Consider the following 23,536-nt stretch of genomic DNA (forward strand, 5'->3'; position numbering starts at 1 on the left):
TTGTTTTTCAGTATAAAAACTTCAATTAAAAGTTATACTTTTGCACTTTCAAAATTGTAACAGGATAATTCGTCTGTTTACGGTTTATTTTATTTAATGAATAAAAAGGTTTTCTAGCCTTTACATTTACAGCAATACGTTATGCTTAATATACACAATCTTTCCGTTTCTTTTGGAGGAACCTATTTATTTGAAGAAGTTACTTTTCGTTTGGGTGCCGGCGACCGCGTAGGTCTTGTTGGTAAAAACGGAGCAGGTAAATCTACAATGCTAAAAATGCTAGCAGGCGATTTTAAACCTGATTCTGGAGTAATTTCTCAAGAGAAAGATATTAAAATGGGATTCTTGCGTCAGGATATTGATTTTGAACAAGGAAGAACCGTTTTGGAAGAAGCGTATGAGGCTTTTACAGAAATTAAAATTGTTGAGAAAAAACTAGAAGAAATCAATCATCAATTGGTGACTAGAACCGATTATGAAAGTGAAGAATATGCTAAGATTATAGAAGATCTATCTGATTACACACATCGATTTGATCTTCTTGGAGGATATAACTATGTGGGAGATACAGAAAAAATTCTTCTAGGTTTAGGTTTTAAAAGAGAAGTTTTTAATAACCAAACTGAAACATTCTCTGGAGGATGGAGAATGCGTATCGAATTGGCAAAACTTTTATTGCAGTCTAATGATGTATTGCTTCTGGATGAGCCAACCAACCACTTAGATATTGAAAGTATTATTTGGTTGGAGAATTTCCTTCGCAATTATCCTGGAGTTGTGGTAATTGTTTCGCACGATAAAATGTTCTTGGATAATGTAACGAATAGAACAATCGAAATTTCGTTAGGGAAAGCATATGATTTTAATAAACCTTATTCTCAATATTTAGAACTGCGTCATGAGATTCGCGAAAAGCAATTGGCAACTCAAAAAAATCAGCAGAAGAAGATTGAAGAGACAGAAAAATTAATCGAGAAATTCCGTGCAAAAGCTTCAAAAGCTTCAATGGCGCAATCATTGATTAAAAAATTAGACAAAGTAGAAAGAATTGAAGTTGACGAAGATGATAACTCAGTAATGAATATTTCGTTTCCGGTTTCTAAAGAGCCTGGAAAAGTAGTTATTGAAGCTGAACATGTAACGAAAGCTTACGGAGACAAGACGATTCTTAAAGATATTAGTTTATTGGTTGAAAGAGGAAGTAAAATTGCCTTTGTTGGTCAAAACGGGCAAGGAAAATCAACTTTCATTAAAGCATTAGTAAACGAATTTGAATACCAAGGAAATATCAAATTAGGACATAATGTGCAGTTAGGATATTTTGCTCAAAATCAGGCTGAATATCTAGATGGTGAGATTACTTTACTTCAAACTATGGAAGATGCGGCGACTGACACAAACCGAATGAAAGTTCGTGATATGTTAGGTTCTTTTCTTTTCCGTGGAGATGATGTTGAGAAAAAAGTAAAAGTGCTTTCTGGAGGAGAACGTAACCGTTTGGCGCTTTGTAAGCTATTATTACAGCCAATCAACGTTTTGCTGATGGATGAGCCTACGAACCACTTAGATATTAAATCTAAAAACGTTTTAAAGGCCGCACTTCAAAAATTCGGTGGAACTTTGTTATTGGTTTCTCACGATAGAGATTTCCTTCAAGGAATGTCGAATATCGTTTATGAATTTAAAGATCAAAAGATTAAAGAATACTTAGGAGACATCAACTTTTTCTTAGAACAACGCAATCTTGAAAACATGCGTGAAGTGGAGAAAAAAGATGTTGTAAAAAATGCACCAACTCCGAAAGAAAAAGAAGCTAGTAAATTGTCTTACGAAGATCAGAAGAAAGGAAAAGCGCTTCAGAACAAATTAAGTAAAATTGAAAGCCAGATTCAACAGTTAGAAAAACAAATTCAGCATGACGATAAAATGTTAGAAACCAATTATGACAAACATATCGAAGATGCTTCATTTTTTACTGCTTATAATAAAAAGAAACAAGATTTAGAGCAATTATTAATCGATTGGGAAGTTGTTTCGGAAGAGATTGATAGTTTTAATGCTTAATGCTTTTTGTTTCAAGTTTCGGGTTTCAAGTTATTATCTTGACGAGTAAATTTGACCGCAAAGCACGCTAAGTTTTATATTTTACATTTACAATGTACAAAGTTCGCAAAGTTATCTACCGATAAAGCTTTGCGAACTTTGCGTTTTATATAACCTCAAAAGTTTAAAAAAACTTAGCGTGCTTTGCGGTAAAATATTCATTCACTTCAAAACTTGAAACTTGAAACTTGAAACTTGAAACTTGAAACAAACTACTTAATAATCCCAATAGATTTCGAATGTTCGATCGCTTTACTGCTTTCTTTAAAATAACAGACCGAAACATTTATACTTTCCAGATTTTTTAAAATCTTTTGAACTTCTTTTTTCTGGGATTTACCAGTCTGTCTTATATAAACAGCAACCACAGTTACTGGAAATATCTTGCAGATTCTTTCGTAGAGTTTTGGATCGTGCTGAGAATCATCGCCCATTAAAACATACTTTAGCGTGGGATAAAATTCTACTACATGTTTAATTTTTTCATATTTATGATCATGATTTCCTCTTCCGCTCATAAAGAAATCGGTAATGCCTCGTTTGATATCTTTTAACAGAAAAACAGCTTTTGGCAATTTGTTAATTCGCGTGAATTTTGCAATAAATCGGTATAAATTCCATTCGCTACTAGAGATATAAAAAAAAGCATTTACTTCTTCTAAGTTATCTCTTCCTGCAGAACTTAAAGCTTGATAGTGAGATACAACATCTTTGAATACTTTACGATCATTAACATTTTTAAACAATAAAATATAGATTTTTCTAAAGATGTTATTGGTGTGCGAAATCAAAAAAGTATCATCAATATCTGATATAATTCCTAGTTTTCCTTTGTGAGGTCGTATAAAACTGCCTTTGCAGGTTATGGTTTCGTTACGGTATTTTATGCTTACTTCATAAGACATCCATCCGAAATGAGTTTCTTTTTCTAGCGGAATACAGAAGTTAAAGAAACCGTCATCAAGTGTTTTGGTGTGAATTACTTCGTTGTTGTAATGAAGGTAAACATCAAAATTTTTAATAGTTTTTATTCTGAACAGTCGGAGAATAGAAGTGGCATTTTTTAATTTCCTTTTTTCAAAATTGTATTTGTTTTCCCTTTTTAAAACATGCCCCATTACAATTAGCTCTTGTTCATTTGCATAACCACGATATAATTGTAGAATTGGTTTCATTAATTACGTATATTTATGTAACTGTAATTTACTCAATTTAATTGGTTTTAAAAGTAAAATTTTGAAAAAGAATATTCTATTTGTTGTGAATCCTATTTCTGGAGACTTGGATAAATCAGATTTGATTGATGCTGTTGAAGAGTTTGCGGCAACCAATCATTTTGATTTGAAAGTGTATGAAACAACTGGAAAAAATGATTTAAGGGCAATACAAACTTTATATAATGAATCTGTTCCAGAACGAATTATTGTTGCTGGAGGTGACGGAACGATAAAAATGGTGGCCGAAGCTGTGGAAGAACAAGATGTGATAATTGGAATTTTGCCTGCGGGTTCTGCAAACGGACTTTCGGTAGATTTGAATCTTCCTTCTGAAATAGAGGAGAACCTTAAAATAGCTTTTCTACACCATTATATCGAAATGGATATGATTTGCATTAACGGTAAAAAAAGCATCCATCTGAGTGATCTTGGCTTGAACGCAAATTTGGTTAAAAACTACGAACAAAGTGATATTCGCGGATTTTGGGGTTACGCGCTGCAGGCTTTTACAACGCTTAAAGAATCTGAAGAACCTTTTGTGGCAACAATTTCGGCCAATAACAAAACCGTACAGCATGTTGCAAGAATGATTGTAATTGCCAATTCTCAGAAATACGGAACAGGAGTTATTATCAATCCAAATGGTGCTATGAACGATGGAAAGTTTGAGCTGGTTATTTTAAAAAGCCTTGATCTGCTTTTAATCGGAAAAATAATTACTGGGAATATGCCAATTGATTCTGATGATATTGTAATTATTTCAACGAATAAAGCGGCAATAAAAACAGATTACCCCGTTAATTTTCAAATTGATGGAGAATATTGCGGAGCACAGACTTCACTGGAAATTGATATTTTGCATAAACAAATGAAAATTGCGGTGCCGTAAATTTATTTAAACGGATTTCTCTCCTGCCATTCTGTTTTGGGTTCCAAATAATTAAAAAATCTTGAAATGTTATGGTTAATCAAAGCGTTGCTGTGCGTAATTAAACCATACATTTTTACAGGTTTTGCACCAACAGAACTTTTGATTTCGAGAGCAGTTCTGGCAAAAACGATTTCACGGAAACCTTTCTTGATAGAAGACGCAATCATGTCGTAGAGCATATTTAAATACAGCATTTTTTCGCGCTGAATGCTTTCGTCATAACCCAAAAAGTACGTGTCCATTACTTCGCCATTTTTGATTAAAGTATTGAAGCCGATTAGTTTTTCATCTAAGAAATAACCGTACAGAAGAAAGTTGTCTCCCATTATTTCTTTAAAAAAGCTAAAGTGGTTGCGAGCTAAGAAAAAGGTGTTGAAAGGCGCATTTTTGGCAACATGAAAATAAAGGTCGTAAATAGCGTCTTCATATTGTTTGATGTCAGAAAGTGACATTTGTTGTTTTACAATTCCTTCTGATTTTTTTCGTGCACGTTTGTATTGATCGCGATATTTTTTTGACAGAGCGTTGATGTAATCCTGTTCGGTTTTCCAGCTTTCTTTGATGTTGAAAATCATGTTCGGCTGGGTCGAAAACGTATAATTGTTTTTAAATTCAGCCTGAAGAGGTTCTATTTCTTTTCCTGTAAAATCTTTTATGCTCGTTATATGAACCTTTTTTCCGTTTTCTTTTAAATCTTTTTTAAGCTGATTAATAGCTTTGTGAAGTGTTTTTATTGCTTTTGATTCTTTAATACTTTTATCAAGAACAAAGGCATTTTGTCCTGTAAGCATATTGTTTCCAACGAATAAAACATGCGAAGCAAAATTCTTTAAAGCGAAATTACGCACCGAAGTCTTTAAGCATTTGTCGCGTTCTCCAAAAGACTCAAGTTTTTCTGCAAATAAGAATTGCGTTAGCACAATTCCGATTAGTTTTTTTTCTTCAAAAAGTCCGATAAAATGGCAAGTCATATTTACTGGGCAAGAGTTTTCCAGCACTTCGAGATATTCGCGTGTCAAAAAAATGTTATTTGCTGCGAGCGAGTTCCATTCTACAGGCAGTAATGATGTGCTTTTGTAAATCTGGAAAGAATAAGTTGTATTCAAAAGAGTGAGCTAATTTCTTCAAAATTAGATAATATTTATAATAACTAAACTGCTTTAAGTTATTATTAAGAAAACCCGTTTGAGATTATTCTTCAAACGGGTTTTTTATAAATGATATTAAGCAAATCCACAAATGATTCCGCCCATAAGAGTTAAGGTAAGAGTCCAGTATCCAGCATGAATGAAAATATATTTCCAAGATTTTCTTTCAAACAAACCATTGATTCCAATTAATGGAAAAGCAAAAAATAATCCCGACATAAAACCGTGAAGCGCACCATGTTTAAAAGTTCTATAAGCCATTCCGTAATCTGCCATAAAAGCTGCAAATGAAGGTTTTGCGCTGTCCATTAAAGGCGGTCCGCCAACCATTCCGATTGCACCAGACTGATGGATGGTTAAAGACATTAAAGTCATAGTGATCATTAGAGAAAATACGTACGTTAATCCGAAAATTTTAAGCATATTTCCTTTTCTTAGCTCTTCTTGAGTAAGATTATTTTCTTTCATCCAGATAGTTCCGAATACTTTTGGGCTATACCAGATAAAACCGGTTACCAGTGTGACAATGGCTGCAATGAATAAAGCTGCGAAGTTAATTTGCATGATATGAGGTTTTTAGAATTAGTTGATCAAATGTAATTAAAAAACAGGTAGGTTTTTGAAAAATATAAAAAGAAATATTAATCTTACAAATAAAAAAATTTTCAACAGTTTGCCGATATTTAGTGTATTATAGCTGTGAATTGTATAATTTTACGCTAGTAACAAATCCCAAATCTGTTATGAAAATTGTATTTACTCTTTCTTTATTATTTGCTTTTTCGCTAAACGTTTTGGCAGATGCCGTTTCGGATAAAGAAAAAGAGGCGCTTATAAAATTGTATCATGCAACAAATGGCTTGCAATGGAAAAATAAGTGGGACTTAAGTCTATCTGTTTCTACCTGGTACGGTGTTAAAGCCGAAAATGGAAAAGTCGTTGCTTTGAATCTGGCAGATAATAATTTGCAGGGAGAATTGCCAGAAGCTTTTTACGATCTTATAAATTTAGAATCGCTAAATCTGGAGAAGAATAAAATTGAAGGAAGTTTGTCTTCGTCAATCTTTAATTTGAAGGAATTAGAATTGCTTAATGTTGCTGACAATAAATTATCAGGTGTAATTCCACTTTCCATTTGTCAATTGACAAAATTGAAAGATTTAGAGCTTTTTATGAATAAGATTTCTGGAGAACTTCCGTCGGAAATTGGAAAGCTGAATCAGTTGGAAATTTTAGCTGTTTTTAATAACGAAATTAACGGAAAACTGCCTGTTTCAATTTATAAAATTTCAGGGCTAAAAGTATTGCTGCTAAATAATAATAAGCTGTCCGGAAATTTGACAAATGAAATTATTAATTGGAATGTATTGCAAAATTTTAGTTTATTTGACAATGAATTTTCAGGTGCAATTCCGCAAGAAATTGAGAAGTTGAGCAAGTTACAAGAATTGAATCTTTCGTATAATAAATTTACGGGCGAAGTTTCAAAAAAGACAGCATTATTAGATGCTTTAAATATGACTATGATGGATGAAAACGGAAATCCGTTTTTATTAGAAATAAACCAAGAAAATAAATTACAATAATTACCCAAAATTAATCGATGCTTATGAATGAATTTTACACTCGTTAAACAAGTTGATTAAATATATTTAGTTAATTGCCAAAACCGTAACTATGTTACGGTTTTATGGTTTCTAGAGGTTTTGTCTTTTAAAAATATAACATTTAATTTAGAATTGAATTTTTTATGTTTGTCTAAATTTTTATAACTTTAATAAAAGTATCCGGAGAACCAAAAACCGATTAATCAGCGGTATTACTAATTACTTAATAAGAAGAAATCATGACACTACAATATCAAGGTGAACAGTACGGAAAACCAACAACTTTTACAATTAGAATTATTGGAAACAACTTGTCAAAAAGCAGTTCGAACTACCAGATTGATCTTTTGGTGGGCGACAAAAAATTGCCAACTTTTACAAGCGAGATTCACCAAAGTCTTTCTAATTGCCTGAGAGAAATTTACTTGTTTAGAAAACATAACGGAATCACATTCAATGAATCATCAGAGAAAATTGTTTCGCTTTATGTTCCTTATGATAAAGTTTTGTATAACTACAATAAATATGCTTTGTTCAGAGCATAAATTTTTCTCAAAAGAGGATAAAAAAAGACCATTTGAAAAAATGGTCTTTTTTTTATTTCTAAAAGTGAGAGTTATTATCGAATAATCTTCAAATAAGCGCTATAAGGATCATCTTTAATCGAGGTACGCATATAATATACATTTTCGTCTTTTTCTTTTAAATCAAATTGAATTAAGCCTGCATCGCAATAATAGTAAAGCAAGTTATCGTCAGCAGGAAATTCAATATTAGAAATAGGCAGTGTAGTTAGTTTTTCTTCAAAAGCTATTTCGCCGTTTGATAAGTCTAGTTCAAAAAGTTTCTTTTTACGAGTGTATCCCCAAAGATTGTCAACTTCTTTTACTATATATTCTACATTATCACCTTTAAAATCTGTTTTCCAAAGCTGAGTTCCTGTTTTAGAATCAACAGCATAAATAGATGAAACCTCTGAACCTTGTGCTGCAAAATAAAGTTTTTTGTCATGGCATACAATGCGTTCCTTCACATTGTTTTGGTTTTCTTCTATTTTAAATTGCCATAAAACATCTAGGCTATTTGGTTTTAAAGCGTAAAGCCAATTTTTATCGCCTGCAATAAAAACATTTTCGCCATCTGTAACTGGTTTTCCAGTCATGGTTTCGTCAAAGCTTTTTTGGTAAAGCAATTTTCCTGTATTAGCTTCAAAACAATACACATTTGTTCCGCTTTGGGTAAAGATCTTATTATCGAAATAAAGTGGCTCAATATCGTTGTTTGGAGTGTCTAACTTGTAGTTCCAGGCCAAGCTTCCATCTTTTAGATCTAAAGCATATAAATTACTGCTCTGATTTTGATTTTGGGCAGTTATAAAAAGTTTTCCATTAGCTATAATCGGAGTCTGGTCTTTTAGAACAATCTGGTCTGTAATATTTCCTATTCTAGATTTCCAGAAAATAGTACCTGTACCATTATCTACTGCATAAATTTCTCCATTAATAAACGGAATATATACAACTCCGTCATGAATAGTAATTTTATTAGCACACATTTCTGTATGAGCATCTGAAGCTTTTATTGTCCAAACAATACTTTCGACTTCTAGATCCCATGAAAAAAGCGAACCATCGTAATCGTAAATTAAAATTGAGGTGTCGTCTAGAGAAATCTTTTTAAGCGGTTTAAGAGACTTGTTGGTAACAGCTTCTTCTGTAGGTAAATTGCTGTTTGTGTAATTGGTTTTGCTGGCGGGCGCTTGTCCAGACATATTTGCAAAGGCGAATACAAATAAAAGGGCTATTAATTTGTGTTTCATTTTAAGATTTGGGTTGATTTTTTGATTGTCTTTTTTTAAAACATTTAACGGAGTAAATATAAACAAAAAAAGCTCCAGATTTCTCTGAAGCTTTTGTCTTAGTAAGTAGTCCGTGGGGGAATCGAACCCCCCTTACCAGGATGAAAACCTGGCGTCCTAACCGATAGACGAACGGACCTGCTTTGCTATTGCGGGTGCAAAAATGCAACTATTTTTGAGATGTACAAAGCTTTTTTGAAAAAACTTTTTGATTTTTTTTGATCTAAAATTATTTTAGATGATGGTTTTTCCAGTATTAACCGAGTTAATGTATTTGTATTTATTTGATTAATAATTGGTTGTTTTGAGTGTATGCGGAGAAATTGTTTGTTTTTTTTAAAGGAAAATAATTTTTAAAAATATTGGGTAATTTTGTTTTTTGAAAGAATAATCTTGTTTTTATTACAGAAAAAATGAGAAGTCAAATAAGAAAACAATTGTTCTGCTATTTTTAACAGACGTATTTGACTGGATAAATACGTTCCTTATTTTCTCTTTACGTCTTTATAAATTTGTTTGATTCTAAAATAACATTAAGAGTCAATAACAGTAAATACAAAAAAAGTAAGGAAAGATTATGAAAGTAGAAAAGGGAAAATCTATGATAGATTTTTTAGAATCGATTGACAGAATGAAATATTTTACAAAATTAAGTCCAGACATTAAGGATAATGATAATTCTATAAATATGATGCTAAAAGTGCATTCGTACACCGAGCTGAATCTAACTATTTCATCTTTATTAAAAGCAAGTATAAATATCATGAAAGATGATTTTAAAAAAAATGAAATAGAGGTAATGCTCTTACTTGAAATGGCTTTGCAGTTACTTCCAACTGACGAAATGGAATTATTAGATCAAATCTTTGGTACTATTTCTGAAATAAGAAAAACTTCAAATGAAGATTGAAAATGCATTCCTGCTTATGGAATGCTTTAAGTGTGAAAAAATAGTATTTTGCAAATCCAAATTATGGGCTTAATTTAGTTCCCTTTGCTCGCGCCAAAAGGTGCATTTTTAATCTATTTTAATGATCAAAAGTCTTATGGTATATTGCTCAAATAATGAATTAATAACGTGGTTTAAAAAATATGAGAGGCAAAGCCTAATCATAACCGTGCTTTTAATAATTTTTGCGTGCTTAGCAGGAACCGGTTTTTTCTTTGATACACGAAAAGAAATTGATAATAAATTTATTTTTGGTGTTATAGGATTGGGTTTAATAATTATTTTCTTTTTGTACGCCTATTTTAATTCAGGTTCTCTAACAAATAAAACAATTAGAGAGATAGAATTCACAGATTCAGAAGTTACTTTTTCAACTTTTTCTTATAGATTATTTGTGTTGTATAAAATAGAGAAAAAGAAAATTGTAATAGACTTGGCGCTTTTTAAATTTGTGCAGAGTGAGTATCCAATAAGTAACAAAAAGGTAAATATTAAGAAAGAATGTTTTAGAATAACTCATAATGAAGATGACTTTTTTTTGTTGTTTAAATATTACGATGATAATCTTTTAGAGAATTTTGAAAAGGGTTTTAAAATTAATTAGGTTGGCAAGTGAGTTTATGTTGCTGTGCTCTTTCTCGCGCCAACAAATAGATTATCAATTGCTTAGGAAATTATTTTGCAAATCCGAAGAATGGACTTAATTTCGTTATAAATCATCATGACGTCAATACTTTTGCGATTATGGTAAATATGGAAGTATGGAATTTTTTTTAAGGAGAGCAGAATTAAATGATGTTGAATTTATAAGCAAACTATCCGATCAATTAGGTTATGAAACAACAATTGAGAAAATGCATAATCGGCTTTTGGAAATTTTAAACAATACCGATAATTGTATTTATATATGTATCGATAATGAAAATGTTATTGGTTGGGTTCATGGTTTTTATTCGCTTAGAGTTGAATCTGATTCTTTTGTAGAAATTGGAGGTTTAGTGGTAGATGAAAATTACCGAAGAAATGGAATCGGTAAAATTTTGGTGGAAAAGGTAATAGAATGGGCTCGTACTAAAAAAAGCACTAAAATCAGAGTAAGGTGCAATGCAGTTCGCAAAGAAACTCATATTTTTTACAATAGAATTGGTTTTAACGAGACCAAAGAACAAAAAATATTTGACTTTAAATTAGACTAATATAAGTATTGCCACAACTTAGAAACAACTATACTAATCAAAATTGATTCAAAATGACAAAAGCAAAAGAAGAAGTAATATGGATAACAGGCGCTTCATCTGGCATTGGAAAATCGATGGCCTTTGAGTGGGTAAGATTAGGATATAAAGTAGTTCTTTCTGCAAGACGTAAAGAGTTATTAGATAAAGTTGCTGACGAGATTAGGCAATCAGGCGGAAAAGCATTGGTAGTTCCGTGCGATATAATGGAAGAAAACTCTATCGAAAATGCAGTCCAACAAATCATCAAAGAATGGGGGCGTTTGGATGTGGTTGTAGCCAATGCTGGTTTTGGCGTTTTTGGAAGTATCGAAAATCTAACAGCCAAGGATTGGAACAGGCAATTGCAAGGCAATGTGACTGGATTAGCTTTAACGGTAAAATATGCACTGCCTCATTTAAAGAAAAACAAAGGACGAATTGGTTTGGTTGGAAGCGTAGGGGCTTATCTTCCTAATCCTAATGTGGGCGCGTACGGTGCTTCAAAAGCTGCTGTAAATTCTATTGGTCTAACTTTGCAGGTTGAATTAATGGGAACGGGCGTGAGCTGCACTACGCTGCATCCCGGATTTGTGGTTTCGGAAATTGCACGAATTGATAATGACGGAATATGGCATCCTGAACAAACAGATCCGCGGCCATCAAATTTAATGTGGCCAACTGATAAGGCAGCAAAAGTGATGGTAAAAGCTATTTTGAAACGAAAGAGAAATTACATCTTCACGGGACACGGCAAGCTAGCCGTATGGCTGCAAAGATGGTTTCCTGGCGTAATGAGATATATCATTTCTAAAGGTCCAAAACCTGATTTGTAAGTAAGTAACTTGAATTAAATCTATGTTAAAAGAGCAGCTTTATTTCAATATTAATGTGAAATTTGTGAAATGTCTAATTAACAACGAGATAATATGGAAGGACAAATTATAGAATTGGAAAAAAAATACTGGCACGGAGTTGAAAATAATAACTATGAAACGGTAAGAAATCTGACACTGTTTCCTTGCATAGTTGCCGGAAAAAATGGTATTCAAAGTATCAGCGAAGCTGATTTCAAAAATATGTTTGACTCTGGACAAACCAATAAAATAAAAGTACTGAACATCTATGATGTAAAAGAAAAGCTAATTGCCGAAAATACTGCTGTAATAGGATATCGTCTCGATTTTGAGATAGTAGACCAAAGTCAAAAAGCGCCCATAAAATGTGTTTGTACTTCTACTTGGATTAAAGAAAATAACAAATGGGCATGTGTAATGCATACTGAAACTGAGCTAGAAATAAAATAGTAATTTGATAATCTCCCCAGATTTCCTTTGCTAACTCGAGCATCACGCTAGTGAACATAACGAATCTAGCAGTTTATAAAAATAAAAAAGCTCCAGATTTCTCTGAAGCTTTTTTTCTTTAGTAGCCCGAACGGGACAATTCTCGAACCATTTTCATAGTGATTTAAAAATTTTAAGTCCAATTTAGAAACTGTCTATTGATTGGTTATCTAGCTGTTTTATTACTATGAAATTAAAGTGTATTTCTAATTTTTATTTTTCGTCTCATTATTTGTAAAGTAGATAAATTCAGATAATTGTTTTAATATTTTTTTACCTCTTTAAACTAAAGTGGCCTTTGAATTCATTTCCATTTGCAGCTGTTGCCACAAACCAATAATCAGAGGATGGCATATCAAGTCCTTTATAAGTTCCATCCCAAGAATTATTAGCTGTTAGTGCTGTAATCAATCTTCCAAATCGATCATAAATTCTAATAATAGAACCTGTTGCTAAATATTCTGAATTGATTGCCCATGTATCATTATAGCCGTCACTATTTGGAGTGAAAAATTTAGGAAAAGAAAATTCACCAGTAAGATTAGTGCAGTCCGCTGGATTATTTTTGATGTTTATTTTTACCGAAACTCTCCCGCTCTCGCAATTATTAATTGTCTGAGACGCATAATATGTTTTTCCATCTTCGAGAAGTATTGATTCAGAAAGCTTTGTTTCTTCAGAAAGTGAAGAGTACCAACTTATATTCTCTCCGTGAACTTTAATGAAACTAATGGTTGCATTTTGGTTCGAACAGAAATTTTGCTCAGGATTAGCATAAGGACTTTGAGGTTCTATAATTTTGACAAGTATTGCTTTTCTTGGGCTTTCACAGTTATTCAAATTTTGACATGCATAATATGTTGTATTATTAAGCTTCGTTGTTTCATCTAAGATATTTCCACCTGTTGGAGAGTCAAACCACATTATGTTTTGCCCCATAATTTCAATATCTTCTAAAAAAGCATTTTGACTAGCACAAAAAAACTGAGGGCTTTCAGCTATTGGCGCGTCGTTTTGAAGGACAGTAACTGAGACTGGCAGTCTTTCACTTTCGCAGGCAATCGTTTGCGATACATAATAAGTTGCTCCATTTTGTAAAATAGTATTTGAAGAAAGTTCAGTTATTGCAGTATTGGCATCATACCACTTTAAATTTTGACCATTAATGCTTATATTGTTTAAGGTCGCATTCTCACTTTTGCAAAATATCGGATTAATGTCCCCTGTTGGAGCAAAAGGCTTACTGGTAATATTTACGCGAACAGGAATTCTTTCGCTTTCACAAGAATTAATGGTTTGAGATGCATAATATGTTTTATTGTCTTCAAGTATTGCTGTATTTGGCAAAAGAGTTCCTGCCGTTTCTGAATCATACCATTTTGTGTTTTCACCTATAATTTTGAGATCTGAAATAATCGGATTCTGATCTGAACAAAAAGACTGATTAGATTCAGTTGAAGGTTTGTTTGGTTGAATGATTTTTATAAGAATAGGAATTCTTTTGCTTTCGCAACCATTTACGGTTTGAGATGCATAATAGATATGATTATCTGCAAGAGCTGTTGTTTTTTGAATAATATTGCCCTGAATTTCAGCATCGTACCATTTGATGTCGGTGCCTGTAATTTCTATGTTTTGTATATTTAAGTGATCATTGAAGCAGAATGTTTGTTGAGAATTCGCAATTGGCTGAGGCTGTTCTTCAATGATAATTTTTTGATTTTGTTTGGAAATATTCCCATTTCCATCATTATAATTCCATGTTATAGTATAGATTCCGGGCAAAGTAAAATTCAATGAATTTTCAGTTGTGGCAGTTATTAACCCTGCACAATTATCTGTTGCTGTCGGAATTTTGTTTATTATGGTTTGGCAGCTGCCTTTCACATCTGCTAAAACTGCAATAGTTGGAATAGGAGCAATGTTATCTCCAATAGCGACCTTTAAAGATAAAGTGCTTGGACAGCTTCCAGGCGCCCCCGATATCATACAATTATACTCGCCACTGTTTATTGCTGCAGCATTGGCTATTGCTGGATTTTGGTCTTGTGATGTGAAGCCGTTTGGCCCACTCCAATTGTAAGCGGTTCCTCCTGAAGCGGAAAGTTCTAGAGTTTGTCCAATACAAATGGGTGAATTGCTTGAAATATAGGAATTAGATTCGCAGTCGTGAAACTTTACCAGAAATGCATCTCCAGCATTAAATGCAAGATTGGTGTAATTGGTGTTCTGGTGGGTGCCTGGTGTTGCTATGTTTAGCAAGCTCTGGGTGGTGCCAGCCAAATATAGATTTCCATTTTCATCTGCAGCAGTTGAAAAAGCATCATCAGCAGCCTCTCCGCTAAAATAGGTAGACCATTTTCTTTCTCCATCTGTACTGAATTTTACTAAAAAAGAGTCGGTGCCTGACGCATTGCTGTAAGGGTTTTCCATGTAAGCGTTTGGAGTAGCGGAGAAGCCAGATTTTGCGCGTCCGGTAAAGTAAATTGTTCCATTTTTAGTAACTGAAAGCCCTAAAGCTTCGGGGTAAAAATAAGACCCCCATATTTTAAAACCGTTCGGGTCGAATTTCAGAATGGCTCCGTTATTGCCAGAACCATTAGCAATGAAATTTTCCTGAAAAATGCCAGCCGTTGCAATTCCTGTGGTGCTATTGGTTTGGCCAAGACAATACAGATTATTACGGGAATCTATTCCCAGATCGTGAAAGTAGTCTGTTTTTTCCCCGCCAAAATAAGTCCCCCAGACCAGATTTCCATTGCCGGTAAATTTAGCTAAAAATCCCTCCCGATCGGAAGTGGTATGCGTTTCCTGAAATGAATTGGCCGTAGCAATGCCATTTTTGCTGAATGTTGAACCTATAAGAATAATATTGCCATTAGTATCCACTTTAGAATCATAAATGATGTCCTGGCCTGTTCCTCCATAATAGGTTCCCCATTCTCTGTGTCCGTCCTTATTAAATTTGGCGATAAAGCCATCTCCCGTATTGAAGCTGTCTAAACTGCTTTTGAATGAAGAAATGTCTGCGATGTTTTCTTTACTGTAAGTGCCTCCTACAATGTATATGTTTTCATTGGAGTCAAGGGTGATGCTTTTAACATCATCATTCAATTGCCCACCATAATAAGTGCCCCATTGCCTAACTCCATCTTTGTCAAATTTGGCTAAAAAACCATCCCAATACTTTCCGTGTGCCTGCTGATGGCTGCCGGGAGTTGCTATATTATTATCGCTCATTGTCGAGCCGCCAACATATACATTATCATTATCCGAAACGACAATTTTAAATATATCTTCTGATTTGCTGCCTCCGTAATATGTTGCCCATAACCTTGTTCCATCGGCATTAAATTTTGCAAAAAAGCTATCATAGGAGGCGTCTAAAGAGCCAAAAGTATTTTGATGGGCTCCATTTGATGCGATGTTTAATCTGCTGAAAGTATTGCCGCCTATGTAGCTGAAGTTATTTTTAGTAAAAACTGATGCGACAAAATCTGCCCCTTCCCCTCCATGATAGGTTCCCCATAAACGAACAGGCACAGGATCAATAATCACAGTTTTATTGAGAATCTTGCCTCTAGCGTTAAAACCATACATATTGTTGGCAACCTGATCATACGTAACGTTTATTTTTCTTTTACGATTGTTTTCTTCTATCCAGCTTTCAGGGAGTATTTCTTCCATGATTCCAAATGCAGTATAGATTTGAATTTTATTGTTTTTTAAATTAGTCCGAGCACCCTTAAACTTTAATTTTATATCTGAAATTTTTCCTTTTGGATGTATAATAAAGTTATATTCGACTGCTTTTTTTGCATCTTCAGGCGTGGTAAAAACAATATCGATATGAGGATAGATATTTTTATATACGACATTCCTGTATTCATGCACTCCAATAATTCCATTTGCATTGCCTGGCACATTGTAGTAATTGCTGAAGTCTCTTGATTTGTGGGTGGCAATAAGTTTTGCATTGGGAATAGCATTTATAAAATCAACATCAATTCTGTGGAACTGGTAATCAGTGTTAGATTCTGATGCCGCGACACTTTTCGTGCCTGACAATGGAGGCATTTGATCGGCTCTTCTTTTTTCGTAAACGTCATAGGAAAAACCATTTTTGCGCAATTGAATGTTTAACCCATTATGTGTCAATAAAAATTCAACTTCATTATTTGGTTTGCCATCCTGATTCAAGATCTGGCCTTTGTTTTCTTTAAAACCTTTGGACTGATTTACATGCTGAGACATGGCAGAGCAATAAAAAAGAATTACTGCTATAAGTAGAATTTGCTTCATGGTTAGATTTAAGGGGAAGTGTAAATGTAGTTAAAAGGTTACAGAAATTAACAGTGGTAATGCGTGGTATTATATTCTTTATCTAATAAATCAAGTATTTGAACTTAACGGATTTTTAAGTTTTTTAACTGGCTTCTTTACTGAATGCAATTTAAAAAAGCCTGAAAAAATATATTTCAGGCTTTTTGTAAAATTTTTTAAATGAATTTTAGATGATTAGCATCGAATAATCTTAATGTTAATATCTGTAATTATACTTGTTTTCCGAGATGATTTTATTGTCTTGATCTCTTGTCAGCACTAAACGTCCAAGCCTGTCGTATTCAAATTTTGTTGTCATGCCTTTTGGATCATTAATAGAACTTATCCCTATGCCGAGCTTATAGGTATAGGTGGTTGCGAATGAATTGGCAGGCAGAAGCGCCCTGAATCCCGAAGGCACTTCAGTTAGAGATCTTATCGCTTCATCATTCATGCCTAAGGCAGTTTTAACCTGCAGGTAAGACATATTTTCTATTTTTGCAATAGGATATATTCCGTTGTATCCCCAGATATAGGTAATATCAATCCCATTTTCCTGTTTCTGCTGCAGCAGATTACCATTAGTATTGTCAAGCTCTACTATTCTAATACGGTTTTCCAATGAAGCGTTTCCTTTAGAGCTCTGGATAATTTCAGGCTGGATTAATTGGTTTCCCCAATCTTTGAATATTTTTTTGGTTTCTGAAATTTTATTCGATTTGACAAAATTTTGAGTTTTAATTGGGATGAATCTGTTAGCCGCAACCAAATTGCTCATTAAGGGTTCAGCATCCAACTCACTGTCTCCTGGATAGAAGTACTTGCTTTCTATGGCTTCTCCTTTTGAAGAAGTGTTTTTTTGGCTGCTTAGCTGCATATGGATTGGATTATTATAGTTAAAACTGGTGCTGCTAACCACTGTGCTCTTGACATTGTTAGACGCATCATAGAATGTTTCGGTAAGAGTTTTTGATTTTAAATAATGCCAAGGGATTACATATCTGTATCCCATATTTTGGTAAGGCACTATGTTTGGAGGTGGGGTATTAACATTTGGACAGGTTATGAATTTTTCTCTTGTGAAAATTTTTATTCCTGAAATAGTTGTAGTTTTTGAGGTGTCTTCAAAATAGGCGTTCTGTTCTTCCTGCAGTATTTTGCTGTTTGAATTGTACACTTTTTTGTTTAAAAGGTTGCCTCGCAGCCAGTCAAATTCTATATTTATGGAGCCATCCTGGCTATTGTAAGAAGGGGTAAAGTCGTAATTATATGCCGTATAGCCATTTTTGAGAACATTTGTATAATCAATATTTTCTTCTTTTACATCCGTATAGTATACTTCGTTCATTAAAAAATAAGGGGATTGGCCACTGTATATCGTGGTGTAGTCAATTTTCCAGAACGTTCCAAACTGACTTCCGCATCTTATTTTCTCATAGGTTCTAAAGGTTTCAGGGTCAAATTTACGAACAGCATCAAAAACCAGCCTGCCGCTGCTTTTGCTGCCTTGGTTGGGAATAGAATATGTATATGTTTTTTTGGTTGCAAGCGTCAAATTATCGACATAATTTTCTATTGCGGAGATTCTTAACCCGGGACCTGATACGTTTTTTGGAATATCGTCTACTTTAATGTAAATCAATTGCAGATCGCGGACACTCATTTCTTGGCCAAAAGCCTCAATATAAACCGAGCCCGAACCGCTTAGATTAACGGATTCATCAAAAGCCATAGAGGAGCGGACTTTTGAACTGTCAAAAATAGGGGTGTTGCTGCCATTTTTATAAACCCTAACTCTGGCATATTGATATTTGTTTATGGTTAAATTTCCTGTATAGTTAATTTTAAAAGCAAGTCTGGCACTTGCATCAATAAGGTCATATTTAATTTCATTGTAAACAAAACAGCTGTCGCAATCTTCTTCTAAAGTGCTAAGGGGAGAACCTTTGCCTTGAACTACGTGCGAGTTTTCAATAACTTCTCTGTTTCTATTGAGTTCATCTACGCCAAAATAGGAATTGGATTCATAAACGAATTTTGTTTTGCCTTTAGTAGGGTATTGTATTTCGGTAAGGATTCCTGCTTGTGCGGCATCTGCGTTCACATCACGATTTGCAGAACCTAAAGTTACTTTTCCGTTGTTAAGCCAAATATGTTGTCGCGGTACTAGAGTAAGGTTATTGCTTGCTCCATTGTAATAGCCCCAAGCATCCATTTCTTTGGAGTTTTTTGACGGAAGATTTGTATCAGAATATGTAAATTTTGTAGCTATGTTGTCGTCAATTAAATCATTTACCGCTAAAAGCTTTAGTCTTTTGCGCACATATTCTAATTCTGTTCCCCCAGGATCGAAATAGCTGTACGTTAGTTCATATCCTTTACTGTCAGCAAAAGTGCCATTAACCTTGTTTTGGATTTTTATAAATTTTAGATAGGCAGGGACTACATTTTCAGTAGGAAAACGGGCCTGATCCAATAAACTTGGGGATGCTAAATCTAATCTTCCAGATTGTGCAATAAACAAAACTCTGAAATCTTTATAAGTTATAGAACTAAGTTTGTATGTTTTGGTAGAGTTAATGGAGTTTCGTTTTATGGAGCCACTCATTATTTCTGTTTGTGGAGCTCCAGGATCACAATCACTGTAAGTTTTTGAAACGATGATCTGATCATTTGTACTGGTGTTGGAGTGCCAGCCGTCATTTGTGTAGGCAAAATCGATGGTATTGTTGGATGGTGTTTTTATCTGATCAACATACCATGCCGTAGTATAATAATTGGTGTCATGTTCCACGCCAACAGATTTTGAAGTTTCTCTTGTGCTATTGAACAGATATACATTGCCTTGCGGATCGATAATTTTGAATTGTCGATTATGTTTATTTTCTGAAGTTTCAACCTTAAAAGCATCAGGAGGATAGATTAAAATTTTGTTCGGATCTTGAGCATCTCCGATAATAAATTTTCCCTGCGCGGTTGGCGAGCTAAAATGATATACATCTTTAATCCATGAATTATTTCTAAGGCGCGATATTTCATAATTGCAATAGTCCCATGGCGGTGTCTGATTTAACAAGTTAGAGACAGCATCTAAATCAGGCATAATTTCATCTACTGTTTCATCAGGGCTATCCCTTGCATCAAGGGTTATTTGAGCTCCTGCCTGCAGGCTCCATCCTAATCCTACCCAAGTGGCTTCCTGGTTTACTTTAATGCCTGAAGGGTTGTAGCTAAGCGAGATGGGAAGCTTGTAGTCGCCTGCTTCTAAAGTGTGCAATGGCACTGAAATGCTGGCAAGCCCTTTAGCAAGATTGACATTATAGTCACCGTATCTTTGGAATGCCTGCGCTTCAGGCGATTTAGGCGTGAAATCAGAGATTGTGGTCCAGCTATCTTTTTCGCCAGTCTGGGCTGATAGCAAATTAGAGCAGATTACCGCCGTAAATGCAATTGTAATTCTGTTTAATGTGTTTTTATCAAAAAGTTTTTTCTCGGCTTTAATTTTATAATTCAAAATCTCCAATGTTTTTAGGATAAATATGTTTGGTAAAAATCCGACAAATGTAATTTTTTTAACTACTGTTTAATATTTTTTTAAAATATTTTTTTCTTTTTTTTATTGAAGTCCCATGTTTGCTGACAGAATTAGTTTATTGATGAAGAAGTAATTCATTTTAGCGATTATTTAAACAGCAATGATGAAATGTTAAAATTGGTATTTATTAATCTTTTTTTTGGAGATATTGTTTGCGGGTTTCTATTATTGATGACTATTTCTTTATTATTCTCGAAAATGGACAATCGTTTATTTTCGCATAGTGACTAGTGTTTTATCGCTTGAGTCTGCTGTGTGTTTTTAAGATGTATTTTTTTAATCTTTGGTTTTTTATTAGACATAAGTTAAAAAATTACGGAATTTCTTATAGAATTTAACAAAAAACTATTAGTTTCGCCTCCGAATTTTAAAAAAGAAAATCCAAATCCTACGAAATGAATATGAAGGAACTTTACTTTCCATTACTTTTTTTTGTGTCTTTTTTTGTCCGTTCTCAAGATATACTTTGGGAGAAATCTTATGGAGGCACGCATGCTGACTACCTTTTTGATGCCCAACCGACAGCTGATTATGGCTTCATTTTGGCTGGAAGCTCGCTTTCAAACAAAACTGGAAACAAAACAGAGGACAATCATGGAGACTTAGACTTTTGGGTTTGGAAGATGAAAGAAAATGGAGAGCAGGATTGGCAGAAAAGTTTTGGAGGCTCTGGCTTTGATTTTCTTCAGAGCATTAAAAATACTAGAGACGGCGGATTTGTTCTTGCAGGAACTTCTAGGTCTTCAAAAAGTTTTCAGAAAAAAGACAATTGTAAGGGGCTTTCTGATTTCTGGGTCATAAAATTAAACGCTGCGGGAGACGAACAATGGCAGCGAACAATTGGAGGAAGCGGCCAGGACGAACTGCTCTGTGCTTTTCAGACAAGAGATGGAGGCTACATTCTTGGGGGATCTTCAAGTTCAAGTCCAAATTCGATTTCAGCTTCAAAACTAGATGAAAACTCTTTCGCGAATGATATCTATTCGAAATCTGAAAAGAGCAGAGGGAGTATGGACTACTGGGTTGTCAAATTAGACAGAGAAGGTGTTATTCAATGGCAGAAAACTTATGGAGGCCAATATTCTGATATTTTAAGAAGTATGGAACAGACTTCTGATGATGGCTATATTCTTGCAGGATACTCTAATTCTCCTGTTTCTGGCGATAAAACAGAAGCAAATAAGGGCGTTGGCGATTATTGGGTTTTGAAAATAAATGACACAGGAATAATCCAGTGGCAGAAAACTTATGGAGGCGATGGAGATGACCAGCCTTACGCGATTCATCAGACTAAAGACGAAGGCTATATTTTAGGAGGAAATTCTAACAGTTCCAATGCATTGACAACAGAAGGAGGCATCGTTGCCAACGGAACAGATTACTGGATTCTTAAATTGGATAAAGAAGGGGGAGTAGTGTGGAGCAAAACTTTTGATTTTGGTAAAGTAGATATTTTAACCTCGCTGGTTGAAAATGAGGATAATACCTATTTGATTGGAGGGCATGCACGCAATTCAGGGCCAAAATCTGGAGGCGGCAGTTTAGTGTCAAAAGCAGTCGGAATGGTTGCCAAAGAAAAAGACGGCATAAACGATTACATAGCTTTAAAAATTAATGATGAAGGTAGTGAAATCTGGAATAAAAGTGTAGGAAGCGGCGGTGAAGACATACTTCGCAAACTGATTGAAACCAGAGATGGAGGATATTTAATGGCTGGAACTTCAAATTCGGGCTCTTCAAAAGATAAAAATTCTAACATCGGATCTAATGATTTTTGGGTTGTCAAGCTTAAAGATAAAGCCAAAATAGAAAAAGTGAAATCGAGCATTGAAGCAATTCCTAATCCTGTTTCCACTTACACAAATGTTATAATCGGTTATGATTTTAAAGAAGGGACGGCAGCTGTAGTGGATATGGCAGGCCGGACACTTCAGTATTTTTCAATTTCAGGCAGGACAGTGCCTGTAGACTTAAGCCGGTATGCTGAGGGGATTTACATTATTAATGTAAAAACGGATGTTAGGACTGACTCGGTTAAAGTTATTAAAAGAATAACGGGCAGATAATAGGCAAAAAAACTTCGAAGATCCAAATATATTTAGCTGCCTTAATGCAGTTCAGTAAATAGAAAGATCTGCAGCAATCAATCAAATATACATACAACACCAAAGCTTTTTCAAATAGCAATTCTTTATCTCCATATATTTTAGGAATGGAATGGTTTTATAATTGTAAAGCTTAAGATAAATTTTTATGAAAAGAAAACTATTCTCAGCAATATTATTAATTATTGTAAATTTTTGCTTTGGGCAAGACGCAAAATCTGGCATGACTACTATGGCAGGATCTGGGGGAGGTATTGCAACATATTGGTATATGGATTTTGATGGAGATGGATTTGGGGAGAAGGGGCTAGAATACCAGCCTATTAAAAGTGTTAACCAGCCCGAAGGTTATGTAGATAATAATACTGATTTGGATGATAATGACGGTTATATCACCAATATCCCGCCAATTATGTATTATCTGGATCAGGACCGCGATACATTTGGAGGCGCTCAAGGTCGCCTCTACAGTGTTAGGCCGAGCATATATTACGTTACAAATAATACGGACTGTAATGATAACGATGGAACGATTAATCCTAATACAAAATGGTATCGTGATTCAGATGGAGACACTTACGGAAATTCATCAATTGTTCTGACCCAATGCTTGCAGCCAACTGGATATGTCAGAAATGCGTCTGATTATGATGATTCTACAGGAAACATTATCAATATTGCTCCACAATATTTTTATCAGGATAGAGATGGAGATAGTTTTGGCAATCCTTCAGTAGCGGTATACTATAGCTATATGCCTGCTGGGTATGTCACCAACAGCTTAGATTGCAACGATGGTCTTAGGGAAATTAATCCAAATACCTATTGGTATCGTGATGGCGATGGAGATACTTTCGGGTCGGGAGAAATCTATGTAAAAACATGTATTCAGCCAGAGGGGTATGTTCTCAATTATGAAGATCAAGATGATAGCACCAGAAATATTACCAATATTCCTCCTCGATATTATTCCCGAGATTTTGATCGTGATGGTTTTGGGGATCCGCTTAACACAGTTTATTATAGTGTAGCTCCGGCAGGATATATTGACAATGCTCTTGATTGCAATGACTTTGATGATACGGTTAATCCCAACAAAATTTGGTATCGTGATGTAGATCGTGATGGTTATGGAGTTGC

The 23,536-nt window shown here is 34.3% G+C and carries 16 protein-coding genes, 1 tRNA gene and 1 pseudogene; 11 read left to right on the plus strand and 7 right to left on the minus strand.

Annotation, left to right across the window (positions count from 1 at the left end):
- Positions 1 to 141: 141 nt before the first annotated feature.
- Positions 142 to 2,064, plus strand: a complete 1,923-nt coding sequence (locus DMA14_RS02435; RefSeq protein WP_111422846.1) for an ABC-F family ATP-binding cassette domain-containing protein — start codon at positions 142 to 144, stop codon at positions 2,062 to 2,064.
- A gap of 251 nt (positions 2,065 to 2,315) precedes the next feature.
- Here the strand turns inward: DMA14_RS02435 and DMA14_RS02440 are convergent, their stop codons facing one another.
- On the minus strand, positions 2,316 to 3,278 hold the full coding sequence (locus DMA14_RS02440) for an App1 family protein (protein ID WP_111422848.1): 963 nt from the start codon (positions 3,276 to 3,278) through the stop codon (positions 2,316 to 2,318).
- A 61-nt stretch (positions 3,279 to 3,339) separates the two neighbouring features.
- On the opposite strand from DMA14_RS02440, the gene DMA14_RS02445 reads away from it, so the two are divergent.
- Positions 3,340 to 4,209, plus strand: a complete 870-nt coding sequence (locus DMA14_RS02445; RefSeq protein ID WP_111422850.1) for a diacylglycerol/lipid kinase family protein — start codon at positions 3,340 to 3,342, stop codon at positions 4,207 to 4,209.
- Between the two features lie 2 nt (positions 4,210 to 4,211).
- Here DMA14_RS02445 and DMA14_RS02450 read toward each other — a convergent pair whose 3' ends face one another.
- Positions 4,212 to 5,357: a GNAT family N-acetyltransferase gene (locus DMA14_RS02450; RefSeq protein WP_111422851.1), complete on the minus strand. Its 1,146-nt coding sequence runs from the start codon at positions 5,355 to 5,357 to the stop codon at positions 4,212 to 4,214.
- Positions 5,358 to 5,474: 117 nt separating this feature from the next.
- Complete coding sequence (locus DMA14_RS02455) at positions 5,475 to 5,963, minus strand: DUF1761 domain-containing protein (protein WP_111365108.1); 489 nt, start codon at positions 5,961 to 5,963, stop codon at positions 5,475 to 5,477.
- A 179-nt stretch (positions 5,964 to 6,142) separates the two neighbouring features.
- Here DMA14_RS02455 and DMA14_RS02460 point away from each other — a divergent pair, with 179 nt between their 5' ends.
- Positions 6,143 to 6,985, plus strand: a complete 843-nt coding sequence (locus tag DMA14_RS02460; protein WP_111422853.1) for a leucine-rich repeat domain-containing protein — start codon at positions 6,143 to 6,145, stop codon at positions 6,983 to 6,985.
- A gap of 260 nt (positions 6,986 to 7,245) precedes the next feature.
- Positions 7,246 to 7,551, plus strand: coding sequence for a hypothetical protein (locus tag DMA14_RS02465; protein WP_111365111.1), 306 nt, complete (start codon positions 7,246 to 7,248; stop codon positions 7,549 to 7,551).
- Positions 7,552 to 7,625: 74 nt separating this feature from the next.
- Here DMA14_RS02465 and DMA14_RS02470 read toward each other — a convergent pair whose 3' ends face one another.
- Positions 7,626 to 8,825 (minus strand): PQQ-binding-like beta-propeller repeat protein, encoded by a 1,200-nt coding sequence (locus tag DMA14_RS02470; protein ID WP_111422876.1) that lies wholly within the window; start codon positions 8,823 to 8,825, stop codon positions 7,626 to 7,628.
- Positions 8,826 to 8,931: 106 nt separating this feature from the next.
- Positions 8,932 to 9,003: transfer RNA gene (locus DMA14_RS02475), tRNA-Glu, on the minus strand.
- A gap of 438 nt (positions 9,004 to 9,441) precedes the next feature.
- On the opposite strand from DMA14_RS02475, the gene DMA14_RS02480 reads away from it, so the two are divergent.
- From DMA14_RS02480 to DMA14_RS02500, 5 genes are all read left to right on the plus strand, one after another.
- Entirely contained in the window at positions 9,442 to 9,774 is a 333-nt protein-coding gene (locus DMA14_RS02480) for a hypothetical protein (protein ID WP_111422855.1), read from the plus strand.
- Between the two features lie 121 nt (positions 9,775 to 9,895).
- Positions 9,896 to 10,417, plus strand: a complete 522-nt coding sequence (locus DMA14_RS02485) for a hypothetical protein (protein WP_111422856.1) — start codon at positions 9,896 to 9,898, stop codon at positions 10,415 to 10,417.
- 157 nt (positions 10,418 to 10,574) lie between these two features.
- A complete protein-coding gene (locus DMA14_RS02490) occupies positions 10,575 to 11,009 on the plus strand; it encodes a GNAT family N-acetyltransferase (protein ID WP_111422858.1) in 435 nt (144 codons plus the stop codon).
- A 53-nt stretch (positions 11,010 to 11,062) separates the two neighbouring features.
- A complete protein-coding gene (locus DMA14_RS02495) occupies positions 11,063 to 11,863 on the plus strand; it encodes an SDR family NAD(P)-dependent oxidoreductase (RefSeq protein WP_111422860.1) in 801 nt (266 codons plus the stop codon).
- 93 nt (positions 11,864 to 11,956) lie between these two features.
- Positions 11,957 to 12,334 carry a nuclear transport factor 2 family protein gene (locus DMA14_RS02500; protein ID WP_111422861.1) on the plus strand — a complete coding sequence of 126 codons (378 nt, stop codon included), beginning with the start codon at positions 11,957 to 11,959 and terminating at the stop codon, positions 12,332 to 12,334.
- Between the two features lie 312 nt (positions 12,335 to 12,646).
- Here the strand turns inward: DMA14_RS02500 and DMA14_RS02505 are convergent, their stop codons facing one another.
- Together DMA14_RS02505 and DMA14_RS02510 are read right to left on the minus strand one after the other, a co-directional pair.
- Positions 12,647 to 16,675: an Ig-like domain-containing protein gene (locus DMA14_RS02505; RefSeq protein ID WP_111422863.1), complete on the minus strand. Its 4,029-nt coding sequence runs from the start codon at positions 16,673 to 16,675 to the stop codon at positions 12,647 to 12,649.
- Positions 16,676 to 16,913: 238 nt separating this feature from the next.
- Positions 16,914 to 20,210 (minus strand): hypothetical protein, encoded by a 3,297-nt coding sequence (locus DMA14_RS02510; protein WP_157957647.1) that lies wholly within the window; start codon positions 20,208 to 20,210, stop codon positions 16,914 to 16,916.
- A gap of 482 nt (positions 20,211 to 20,692) precedes the next feature.
- Between DMA14_RS02510 and DMA14_RS02515 the strand changes: the two genes are divergently transcribed.
- Together DMA14_RS02515 and DMA14_RS02520 are read left to right on the plus strand one after the other, a co-directional pair.
- Positions 20,693 to 22,357 carry a T9SS type A sorting domain-containing protein gene (locus tag DMA14_RS02515; protein WP_111422866.1) on the plus strand — a complete coding sequence of 555 codons (1,665 nt, stop codon included), beginning with the start codon at positions 20,693 to 20,695 and terminating at the stop codon, positions 22,355 to 22,357.
- A gap of 187 nt (positions 22,358 to 22,544) precedes the next feature.
- A pseudogene (locus DMA14_RS02520) lies at positions 22,545 to 23,536 on the plus strand (DUF6443 domain-containing protein); the annotation flags it as partial.

This window comes from Flavobacterium sharifuzzamanii (genome assembly GCF_003254585.1).
In the GTDB taxonomy this organism is placed as follows: Bacteria; Bacteroidota; Bacteroidia; order Flavobacteriales; family Flavobacteriaceae; genus Flavobacterium; species Flavobacterium sharifuzzamanii.

What these genes read in the sequence shown, in the direction of transcription:
- DMA14_RS02435 (WP_111422846.1), top strand. Translation starts at nt 142, where the DNA reads ATGCTTAATATACACAATCTTTCCGTTTCTTTTGGAGGAACCTATTTA.
- DMA14_RS02440 (WP_111422848.1), bottom strand. Translation starts at nt 3,278, where the DNA reads ATGAAACCAATTCTACAATTATATCGTGGTTATGCAAATGAACAAGAG.
- DMA14_RS02455 (WP_111365108.1), bottom strand. Translation starts at nt 5,963, where the DNA reads ATGCAAATTAACTTCGCAGCTTTATTCATTGCAGCCATTGTCACACTG.
- DMA14_RS02460 (WP_111422853.1), top strand. Translation starts at nt 6,143, where the DNA reads ATGAAAATTGTATTTACTCTTTCTTTATTATTTGCTTTTTCGCTAAAC.
- DMA14_RS02465 (WP_111365111.1), top strand. Translation starts at nt 7,246, where the DNA reads ATGACACTACAATATCAAGGTGAACAGTACGGAAAACCAACAACTTTT.
- DMA14_RS02470 (WP_111422876.1), bottom strand. Translation starts at nt 8,825, where the DNA reads ATGAAACACAAATTAATAGCCCTTTTATTTGTATTCGCCTTTGCAAAT.
- DMA14_RS02480 (WP_111422855.1), top strand. Translation starts at nt 9,442, where the DNA reads ATGAAAGTAGAAAAGGGAAAATCTATGATAGATTTTTTAGAATCGATT.
- DMA14_RS02485 (WP_111422856.1), top strand. Translation starts at nt 9,896, where the DNA reads ATGATCAAAAGTCTTATGGTATATTGCTCAAATAATGAATTAATAACG.
- DMA14_RS02490 (WP_111422858.1), top strand. Translation starts at nt 10,575, where the DNA reads ATGGAATTTTTTTTAAGGAGAGCAGAATTAAATGATGTTGAATTTATA.
- DMA14_RS02495 (WP_111422860.1), top strand. Translation starts at nt 11,063, where the DNA reads ATGACAAAAGCAAAAGAAGAAGTAATATGGATAACAGGCGCTTCATCT.
- DMA14_RS02500 (WP_111422861.1), top strand. Translation starts at nt 11,957, where the DNA reads ATGGAAGGACAAATTATAGAATTGGAAAAAAAATACTGGCACGGAGTT.
- DMA14_RS02505 (WP_111422863.1), bottom strand. Translation starts at nt 16,675, where the DNA reads ATGAAGCAAATTCTACTTATAGCAGTAATTCTTTTTTATTGCTCTGCC.
- DMA14_RS02515 (WP_111422866.1), top strand. Translation starts at nt 20,693, where the DNA reads ATGAAGGAACTTTACTTTCCATTACTTTTTTTTGTGTCTTTTTTTGTC.